This window comes from bacterium (assembly GCA_022616075.1).
In the GTDB taxonomy this organism is placed as follows: domain Bacteria; phylum Acidobacteriota; class HRBIN11; order JAKEFK01; family JAKEFK01; genus JAKEFK01.
This window is the reverse complement of sequence record JAKEFK010000074.1, coordinates 1-7,308: the sequence shown is the minus strand read 5'-3', so window position 1 is coordinate 7,308 and position 7,308 is coordinate 1. Positions and strand designations below refer to the sequence as shown.

Sequence of the window (7,308 nt, the reverse complement as noted above, 5' to 3'; positions counted from 1 at the left end):
CCGATGATTCAGTAAACAGAGTAGCGCGGACGTCTCGTCTGCGCGTAGCTCTGCAGGCGTGACGCCCGCACTACTTCGCTTACAAAGCTCAACCGCCGATGATTCAGCGGACGTCTCGTCTGCGCGTAGCTCTGCAGGCGTGACGCCCGCACTACTTCGCTTACAAAGTTCCACCGCCGATGATTCAGAGTAAAATGTCTGTAGGATGGCGAACAGACAACTTTTACTGATCAGCAGCTCGGTCGTCCATGGCGGCGGATATCTGGATCATGCTGAGGGAGAGATTCGAGATCACCTTCGAAGCGTGAGCAGTGTATTGTTCGTTCCTTATGCGTTAAAGGATCACGAAGCCTACTGCGCAAAAGTATGTTTGCGTTTTGAAAGAATGGGGTATCGGGTCGATTCCATCCACAGGAGTGAAGATCCCCGCGAAACGGTACGGAATGCGGAAGCAATATTCATTGGCGGTGGGAATACTTTTCGACTTTTGAAGTCATTGTATGAAAAGAATCTGCTGGAAGAAATCCGGAGTCGCGTTGATCAGGGGATGCTATACATGGGCTCCAGCGCCGGCACGAATGTGGCCTGTCCCACGATCCGAACAACAAATGATATGCCGATCGTGGAACCACCGTCGCTAACAGCATTGGGATTGGTTCACTTCCAAATCAATCCGCATTACCTTGATCCCGATCCGAATTCCAAACATATGGGAGAAACGCGCGAAGAAAGAATCCGCGAGTATCTGGAAGAAAACGACAGACCGGTAGTCGGATTACGTGAAGGCGCAATGATTCGCGTTCAGAGCGACGAAATCTTGTTGAAAGGAATCTCTGGCGCGCGCATTTTCCGGAGAGAAAAAGATCCTGTAGAACTTCATCCTATAAAGTCACTCAGTCCATATTTGTAGTGACACCGAAGAATTTGAATTCAACGCAAAGACGCGAAGCCGCAAAGAAGTGGAAGAATCTTTTACTGCTGGCATTTGCTGCAATGCTGGCGATGTCGTTGTGGTTTTCCGGATCCGCAGTGCTTCCACAATTAACATCTGAATGGAAGCTCAGCCCTTCTCAACAATCCTGGATTACCAATAGCGTTCAGATCGGTTTTGTTTGCGGAGCTATTCTGAGCGCGCTATTGAATCTGGGTGACAGGATCAGTAACCACTGGTTGTTCGCGATTAGCGCGGTTGCCGCCGCCTGTTTTAACGCTGCCATTCCTGTTTTCAATCCGCAATTCAACACAACTCTCGTTTTGCGTTTTCTTACAGGAATGTGGATGGCAGGTGTCTATCCACCGGGAATGAAACTGGTCGCCACCTGGTGCAAAGAAGATCGCGGCCTTGGAATTGGAATGCTGGTAGGTTCGTTGACGTTGGGCAAATCGTTGCCTCATCTGCTGAATGGTATTGTCGGTGAAAGCGGGATGCCGCCCTGGCAGACGATTCTGCTGGCGCTCTCTTTCATGGCACTTCTTGCTGCGGTAATCTGCGCTTTATTTGTCCGGCCGGGTCCTTATTTGAGCCAGAGTGCGCCCTTTGATTGGCGATTTGCTGTTCGAGCATTGAAGCACAAACCGACAAGGCTTGCGAACTACGGATATCTGGGTCACATGTGGGAGCTCTATGCCATGTGGACCTGGGTTCCTATTTTCCTGTTAGCGAGTTTTCAGGGTGCCGGTGGTAGCGCACAGGCCGCACGTTTTGCTGGATTCGCTGCAATCGCCGCCGGAACCATTGGATGCGTTCTTGCCGGGATCATGGCGGATAGAATCGGCCGTACGAAAGTAACCAGTCTGAGTTTACTGATATCAGGCGCCTGTTGCTTGCTTGCAGGGTTCTTCTTTGATCATCCCATTGCATTAACAGTTCTTTGTATTATCTGGGGGTTTGCTGTTGTTGCGGACAGCGCGCAATTCAGCGCCGCTGTCAGCGAGCTGACGGATTATCGTTATGTCGGCACCGCGTTAACTCTGCAGACTTCGCTGGGATTTCTGCTGACTCTTATCTCAATTGCGCTGATTCCTGCCCTCGTTGCTATGATCGGCTGGAACAAAGTGTTCGTGGTACTCGCCGCCGGACCGGTTTTTGGAATCATCAACATGTGGCGTCTGCGAAAAATGCCCGAAGCCGTGCAAATGGCCTCGGGCAATAAATGAAACCATAGATGGCTGATTTGCGGTTCATAATTTGTAAGGCAGCCTATTCACCGGACATTGTTCTCATATTTTTGAAACAGTATTTCATAATGTGAAACACTCATCGTCCCCCATGGTTAGTGGTCCAGTGGTCGATTGGCAGAACGACATTCACTACGTGCAACCCCGGAGCAACCTGACAACCGTCCACCGACTACCGGCTGAATCGTGTTTCACATGGTGAAATCGCGTTTACAATTGCATTGCTTTTCCAGCGGGTAGGGTATAATACATGCATGTTCCGCTCTATTTCGTCTGAACAGACGAAAAGAATTCACACAGCAATTCAAACAGAACTCAAAGATCCAATGCGCAGGCGGGACCGCATGGAACCCAGACAGGAGGGGTTATGTGGAAAATGAGAATTGTCCTACCGCTAGTGGTGTGTGTTATCGCCATTAGCATGGCCGTGTGGGGGCAAACTACAGGCGGTAACATCCGGGGAGTTGTAACCGATCCGGAGGATAGGCCGCTCCCGGGAGTTACAGTAACCATCAGCAGTGAATCTCTACTGGGCCAAACGCGCACTGCCTATACCAATGAGTTGGGCGTGTTCCGTTTTCCCTCTGTGCCAGTAGGTAAATATCAAGTTGAGCTCACGATGCAAGGCTTTGAAACGGTTCGTGTAGAAAACGTGGATGTACAGCTGAATGCTACAGCGAACGTCCCTGTCGGCATGAACCTCTCCAAAATGGCCGAAGCGATCACCACAATTGGAGAAAGCCCGCTGATTGATGTGCACGAGTCAGGCCTTTCTTCTAATTACTCCGATGAGATTTTAGAAGAAGTGCCAACCCAGCACTCTCAATTCGTGCTGATGCAGACTTCTCCAGGAGTAACCGCGAGCACAGGAGATGCAGCTGGGGACCGTACGATTGCGTTAGGGTCCAATATGCAATCAAACGCCTGGCATGTGGATGGTGTGGATTTGTCTGCGCCTGAAACAGGATCTGTGTGGATGACGGTCAATCCGTTTCTGATTGACGAAGTCCAGGTCATGGGAGTCGGAGCCAGTGCTGAATATGGAAACCACACAGGAGCTGTCTTCAATGTGGTAACGAAAAAAGGAAGCAACGACTTTCATGGCGCCGCTAACTACTACATTCTGACTGATGGACTAACGGACAACCTCGATGCCTATGCGTACGATGCGCAAGGTGAACGGGTAGCGCTGGATCTAGATCCAGCGGTCTCTGGTTTCAGTCGAGAGGAGTATCGTCTGATTTCAGGTCAGCTGGGTGGTCCAATCCTAAAGGACAGGCTCTGGTTTTTCGGTGGTGTCTCAACCGGTCGCGATGCTTCGGCGCAACCCGGAGTGGTTCCTGAACTCGCTGCCCAGGTTGCCTTCAAAAGTGACAAATACGATATGAAGGCGAATGGTCTAATCGGAGAGAACCATGAGGTTTCCGGTTTCTTCCACTGGGAAGAGTGGGATTCCCCAAACACGTTAACTCCGGAATATCAGCTTGAGGCATTGCCCGGTGAGGGCGGAACAAATCCGGCATGGGGCGCTAGTTTGGTTTCCACTATTTCACAGAATCTGCTGGTTGAAGTGGGCTATTCAGGTTGGTGGACCGATGATTTTTATGATTCGGTCGTTGGAGCTCCACTTGCTGATCCGTTTATCGACTATACACCGCCTGATAAGCCTCATTCTTATTATTCTGGTGGTGTTTGGTACCCATGGGACTACGAAACGTGGAGAAATACATTCAGAAGCAAAGTTACCTACTACGCGGATGACTTCCTCAACAGTGAGCATGAGTTCAAGTTCGGCGTTCAGTATTCCCGCGGTGATGCCAATACGAGTATCTCGATCGGAGCCAACGGCTTCTACACAGTTCACTACGCTTACTATGACTACTACGCCGCCTACAATGACCTTTACCGCGTCTATCAGCAACCGTTTCAATACGGCGGAGAGAATCGGGAGTTGGGATTTTTTCTTGATGACACGATAACCGTTAACGATCGGCTTACTTTGAATCTTGGTTTGCGATTCGATCACAATACCGGTACCATCCCTGACTACGATCGACTCACGGTGGGAACTCCTTCCGTTGCACAGTCAGGAAATTTCAAAGCGACAGGAGAGATCATTCCAGGTCAGGAAGTGGCCAATTGGAATCTCGTGTCTCCGCGCATCGGTTTCGTTTTTCAGCCTTTCGAGGGTGGTCGAACGAAAATCCAGGGATCCTTTGGTGTGTACTACGATCACAATGTTTCGGGAAACTGGGATTATCCTCCACCGCAACTACCGATCATTGAAGCGTTCCGATTCAATCCCGATACGGGTGTTTTTGACATTCCTTATTATACGGATGCTGTAGAAGCGCTCGTCAGCTCAGATATCGATCCTCCGCGCACTCTACAGTATTCCGTGGGATTTGAGCACCAGTTCGCTGATTCGTTTGCTGCGGGTGTTCAATACGTCTACAAGGACAGTACTGATCTTGTGGGATGGGAGATTATCGGCGGAAGCTATGAGCCTCTCCTTTTCACCGATCCGTTCACAGGAACGGAATACATTCTCTTCGATGAAGTTGAGGCGGCAACCATACAAAAGGGAAACAGGCCGGGAAATTTCTGCGAGCTGCTTCCACAAGCGTCGGCATGTGACGGATTCCGGAACGAGTACTGGCAGACCTATCACGGTGTATTGTTTACCTTCGAAAAAAGATTTTCGGACAATTGGGGCTTAAACGCAAACTACACCTGGTCCCGTTCAGAAGGTCAAAACCCAAGAGCTCTGGAGCAGACACAGTTCAACCCGTTTTACGGCAGCAGGAATGGAAGCGACGCGAACAACTGGTTGAATGCTTCGGGTCGCCTCCAGGGGGACCGTCCGCACATGTTCCGGGTGCAAGCCGTCTTCTTCAACCTACCGGGTGATCTGCAGGCTTCGGTGCTGGCTGATTTCGAAACCGGACGCCATTTCACGCGCCAATTCTTTGTCGGTGGTCTCACCCAGGGCCGACAGAGGGTTATCATGGAACGCGATTTGCGTCTTGATCCTATCGAATCGATTGATGTTACGGTGGGCAGAAGATTCAACATCGGCGGCGCAGCGCAGTTCCGGTTGGAAGGAACCATTTACAATATTTTCAACTCCGACAATGCGTTGGCTCTTCAGGATCTAAGGTTGGCGGAAGGGGATGTGTTCATTCCTTCTTTCTGGACCCAACCAAGACGGCTTGAAGTTCGACTCGGATTTCAGTTCTAGTTCGCGATCTTTAAGTGCGGTTCAGAGTATTCTCTGAACCGCTTTTTTTTTACCACATATGAAGACGGCTTGGCACGGAAACATTTCACTGAATGAGCGCCAGCATCTTGCCAGCGGGCGACTCCTACTATCGTTATTTCTTCTTTCCGCTCTTACGATGAATTCTTCACCCTTTTCAATTCAATTTACGAACGTCGCAAAACAGGCAGGGCTAAAGATTGTTACGTACACAGGCGGCTTAGAAAAAAATCACATTCTAGAATCCACAGGCAATGGAATTCTGGTGCTTGATTACGATTCAGATGACGATCTGGATCTCTATTTTGTAAACGCCTACCGTTTTCCTAAAAGAGGACAAGAGGAACCCCATTCCAACGTTTTGTATCGTAATGATAGTTCTATGAAATTTACCGATGTGACCTCCGCAGCCGGAGTCGGCGCCGCAGTTTACGGACAAGGTGGATGTGTTGGAGATATCGACAACGATGGTAAACCCGACATGTATGTGACCAACTTCGGATCTGACATACTCTATCGCAATAATGGAAACGGTACATTTAGCGATTGGACCGCGAAAGCGAACCTGCAAGATTCACGCTGGAGCATCGGCTGCACTTTTTTTGACGCAGACAACGATGGCGATCAGGATCTCTATGTCGCCAACTACATAGAAGCCAGCTGGAAAGAGGTGCATGAAGCGCGGCGCACGCGGCTCTGGCGCGGAAAGGTTGAAGTTCTGGATGGCCCCAAAGGATTGCCCGGCAGCGGCAACTTGTTTTATTTGAATAACGGAAAGGGAGTCTTTACGGAATCAACTGAAAAAGCCGGACTCAAAGCCGGCAGCGCTTTCTACTCAATGGGGGTAGTCAGTTTCGATTACGATAATGACGGCGACATCGATATCTATGTGGCCAATGACAGTACGCCGAATTGCCTCTATCGCAATCGGGGCAACGGGACCTTTGAAGAGGTCGCAACTCCAGGGGGCGTCGCTTACAATGCCAATGGCCAGGAACAGGGAAGTATGGGAGTTGATTTCGGAGACTACAACAATGACGGTTGGTTTGATCTACTTGTTACCAATTTTGCGAATGATTATTACACCCTCTACCGCAATCTTGGACGTGGTCTGTTTCAAGATGAATCTTTTGCAGCAGGGATTGCCGTACCAACGTTTGTTCCGCTTGGTTGGGGCTCTCTTTTCCTTGATGTAGATAATGACAGCGATCTGGATCTCTTTTTTTCCAATGGCCATATTTATCCGCAGGTGGATCAAGATAAGTCATTGCATGAAACATATCGTCAAAAAAATCAGTTGTTCCTGAATGAAAAAGGCAAGTTTAAGGAAATCACCGATCACGTTGGACCCGACTTCCAAACTTTAAAGTCAGGCCGTGGCGCAGCCTGCGTAGATCTTGACAACGACGGAGACCTTGACATCGTCATCAGCAATCAAGACGCTGCTCCCACTTTGCTGGAAAATCGGAGCAAGACCGGAAATCACTGGATTACATTCGATATTATAGATGGCACTCGTCTTGCTTTAGGTACCCTCGTTAAATTAAAGTCCGGCGGCATTACCCAGATGAAGCAAAAATCCTCGGGCGGGAGTTACGCTTCGCAAAATGATATGCGGCTCCATTTCGGCCTGGGAAATGCAACGACAATTGATCAATTAATGATTCGGTGGCCCGATGGCAAGCAGGAGTCGTACGCAGGACTTGCCGCCGGCCACTTCTATCGAATCACGCGCGGTGCGAAGCCGCAACCTGTACTGTAGGGACAAAAAAATTACTTAGTGTCCCTTCCCATAAATATGATGACATATGCTGCTGGCTCGCAGGCTTGATGGCAAGGCGCGAGCGAGGCGCATACCCGCTGTGGTATGT

The 7,308-nt window shown here is 49.7% G+C and carries 4 protein-coding genes; all 4 read left to right on the top strand.

The genetic code is table 11. The features are described 5' to 3' along the window. The first annotated feature begins 205 nt into the window (after positions 1-205). Positions 206-910 carry a dipeptidase PepE gene (gene pepE / locus L0156_06595; protein MCI0602666.1) on the top strand — a complete coding sequence of 235 codons (705 nt, stop codon included), beginning with the start codon at positions 206-208 and terminating at the stop codon, positions 908-910. Between the two features lie 14 nt (positions 911-924). Further along, positions 925-2,157: an MFS transporter gene (locus L0156_06590; GenBank protein MCI0602665.1), complete on the top strand. Its 1,233-nt coding sequence runs from the start codon at positions 925-927 to the stop codon at positions 2,155-2,157. Positions 2,158-2,554: 397 nt separating this feature from the next. Then, complete coding sequence (locus tag L0156_06585; GenBank protein ID MCI0602664.1) at positions 2,555-5,419, top strand: TonB-dependent receptor; 2,865 nt, start codon at positions 2,555-2,557, stop codon at positions 5,417-5,419. A 58-nt stretch (positions 5,420-5,477) separates the two neighbouring features. After that, positions 5,478-7,199 (top strand): CRTAC1 family protein, encoded by a 1,722-nt coding sequence (locus tag L0156_06580; protein MCI0602663.1) that lies wholly within the window; start codon positions 5,478-5,480, stop codon positions 7,197-7,199. Positions 7,200-7,308 lie beyond the last annotated feature (109 nt).

Excerpts from the sequence above, each read along its gene's own strand:
- pepE (MCI0602666.1), top strand. The coding sequence starts at position 206 with ATGGCGAACAGACAACTTTTACTGATCAGCAGCTCGGTCGTCCATGGC.
- L0156_06585 (MCI0602664.1), top strand. The coding sequence starts at position 2,555 with ATGAGAATTGTCCTACCGCTAGTGGTGTGTGTTATCGCCATTAGCATG.
- L0156_06580 (MCI0602663.1), top strand. The coding sequence starts at position 5,478 with ATGAAGACGGCTTGGCACGGAAACATTTCACTGAATGAGCGCCAGCAT.